This window comes from Microcystis sp. LE19-10.1B (assembly GCF_027530565.1).
In the GTDB taxonomy this organism is placed as follows: domain Bacteria; phylum Cyanobacteriota; class Cyanobacteriia; order Cyanobacteriales; family Microcystaceae; genus Microcystis; species Microcystis aeruginosa.
In genome coordinates this window covers 1-2,545 of the sequence record NZ_JAPZQM010000486.1, presented here as the reverse complement: position 1 = coordinate 2,545, position 2,545 = coordinate 1, and the positions used below count along the sequence as shown (strand labels likewise).

Genomic DNA, 2,545 nt, shown 5'->3' with positions numbered 1-2,545 from the left:
CCAAAAACTTGAGAATATTTAAATTAACATTTCGCAATATTTACAATTTCTTAAGATTTAATTGTGAATGATTTTTATTTTTGATGGATGTTACATTGGTTTGAGGGATTTTAGTGTTTTTGTTTTTGGGGTAGGGTTGCTGGTTGTGGGTTGGGGGGTGGGGGGTGGGGGGTGGGGGGTGTGGGGAGAATAAATAAAAATAGTCTCGGAGTCTCCTAAATACTGACTCCTAACCCAATAGTAGATGTGGGATTTTTGCAGGAGTTCTATTTTCTGACAAATATAAGCAAAAGTTATTTATTGACTGCAAAAACTTGAGAATATTTAAATTAACATTCCGCAATATTTATAAATTCTTAAGAATTAATTGAGAAAGATTTTTATTTAACAACGATGTTATCATAGTTACAGCGATTTTACTGAATTTCATAATGGGTTATTCTATGCTTTTTTGGGCAGCAATGGTTGAAACCTTTGCCACACCTAGAAGGTAATCCCAATTAAGACGGTTAAATCAGTCAATTTCACCCACAACGATGATCTTTTTTTTGTGTAGTTTTATTGCAAAAAAAAAGTTTTTTTGACAAAAAGCACAAAGTATGATACTAACCCAAGTGATTCCTGGCTGCGAGTAATTATTGTAGAGGGGGAGAGGGGAGAAAAGCTGACGGTTTCAAGATAACTGATCACCGATCACTGAAACATCACCCATCTTAAGTAGGGAGGCACAATTATTTGTAGGATGGGTTAGTGGTAGCGTAACATAATCGGGCGTTGGGTTTCATGCTTCAACACAAACTACGTTCGTCTCCCGTCTCGGAGTCTCGGAGTCTCGGAGTCTCGGAGTCTCGACTAGGAAATTAATTTTGCACGACTACTTAACATTTCCCCAGTATTCTCAAAATCGAATAGTATAGATTGAAATAACTCAATGTACGCAAACCTATGGATGGCAGCTTAATCCTGTTCAATATTCTCAATCCGCCGGTTTTGTTCTTTTTCTTGGGAATGCTGGCAGTATTTTTTAAATCCGACCTAGAGATTCCCCAACCACTGCCTAAACTCTTTTCTCTCTATCTTTTGATGGCGATTGGTTTCAAGGGAGGTTATGAACTAGCGGAAAGTGGCATCAATAACCAAATCGCTTTAACTTTGATTGCCTCTGTGGTTATGGCTTGCATCGTTCCCATTTACACTTTCTTTATCCTGAAAATTAAACTCGATAGTGCCAATGCAGCAGCGATCGCCGCAGCCTATGGTTCCATTAGTGCCGTTACTTTCATCACCGCCAGTTCTTTTTTAGAAAAACTTCATATTTCCTATGGCGGTCATATGGTAGCGGCCTTAGCTTTAATGGAATCGCCGGCGATTGTAGTGGGTTTAATCCTGGTGCGAGTCTTTAAAGAGAAAAATGGCGAAGAAGAAGCGTTTTCTTGGTCAAAGGTTCTACATGAAGCCTTTTTAAATGGTTCGGTATTTCTCTTAGTCGGTAGTGTTGTTGTTGGTATGCTCACGGGGGAAAAAGGCTGGGAAAAATTACAACCTTTCACTCAAGGGATTTTTTATGGTGCTTTAACTTTCTTTCTCCTGGATATGGGATTAGTGGCTGCGAAAAGAATCCGGGAATTAGGCAAAACTGGTTCTTTTCTCATCGGTTTCTCGGTATTCATTCCCGTCATCAATGCTATGGTGGGGATTCTCATCGCTAAGGTTCTCGGATTTGAACAGGGCAATGCTTTATTATTCGCTGTTTTGTGTGCCAGTGCCTCTTATATTGCTGTTCCTGCGGCCATGAGAATGACTGTTCCCGAAGCGAATCCTAGTTTATACATTTCTATGGCCTTGGCTTTAACTTTTCCTTTCAATATCATCATCGGTATTCCTCTGTACCTAGAGATGATTAAAATCATTGGCTGTGGAGTCTAAAAGGCCCGGCGGTTTTTAAATAATTCCTGTCAAAAGTTTTCTCTTTCACTTATCCTTTTTGTACCTAACTACCATGCTTGAATCCCCGCATCCTTCCCTACAAACTGTCAAAAAAGTGGACATAATTGTTAGTCATGCTTTTCTGGAAGAAACCTTAAGCGTTCTTGATGTTGTCGGAGTTTCCGGTTATACCGTCTTTGGCAATGCTTCGGGAAAAGGCGATCGAGGTTTATCCCGTGATGACTTGGATTGTGATTACAGTGGTAACTACATTATGACGGTTTGTAATAGTGACGAACAACTTGGTCGTCTGATCGATAAAATTCAGCCTATTTTAAAAAAAGCTGGCGGAATTTTTGTGGTGACTACGGGCCAATGGCTAACTCATTAGACCTCTCGTAAAAATCAAAAATTGTCGTAGTTAATTAGGGGCTGCTGAAAAAGTTTTTCGTGGGGGCAGGGTGTGGTGGGGTGTGGGGTGTGGGGTTTTACCCATTTTCAGGTGGTCAATTACCTAATTTTCAGGGAAAAAATCCCTAAATTTTCCCCCCAATCACTCCAATGGTAGGCACTTTTTCAGGGAAAAAAAGTCTAAAAGCCTTATCCAACAAGGTTTTTA

Annotated in this window: 2 protein-coding genes; both read left to right on the top strand. The window is 39.9% G+C overall.

Features of this window, described 5'->3' with window-relative positions:
* Positions 1 to 945: 945 nt before the first annotated feature.
* Positions 946 to 1,926: a sodium-dependent bicarbonate transport family permease gene (locus O9332_RS17470; RefSeq protein ID WP_002756655.1), complete on the top strand. Its 981-nt coding sequence runs from the start codon at positions 946 to 948 to the stop codon at positions 1,924 to 1,926.
* 73 nt (positions 1,927 to 1,999) lie between these two features.
* Positions 2,000 to 2,317, top strand: coding sequence for a P-II family nitrogen regulator (locus tag O9332_RS17465; RefSeq protein WP_288026619.1), 318 nt, complete (start codon positions 2,000 to 2,002; stop codon positions 2,315 to 2,317).
* Positions 2,318 to 2,545: the final 228 nt, after the last annotated feature.

Bases quoted from the DNA above. Each gene is read 5' to 3' on its own strand.
- O9332_RS17465 (WP_288026619.1), top strand. From the start codon at position 2,000: ATGCTTGAATCCCCGCATCCTTCCCTACAAACTGTCAAAAAAGTGGAC.
- O9332_RS17470 (WP_002756655.1), top strand. From the start codon at position 946: ATGGATGGCAGCTTAATCCTGTTCAATATTCTCAATCCGCCGGTTTTG.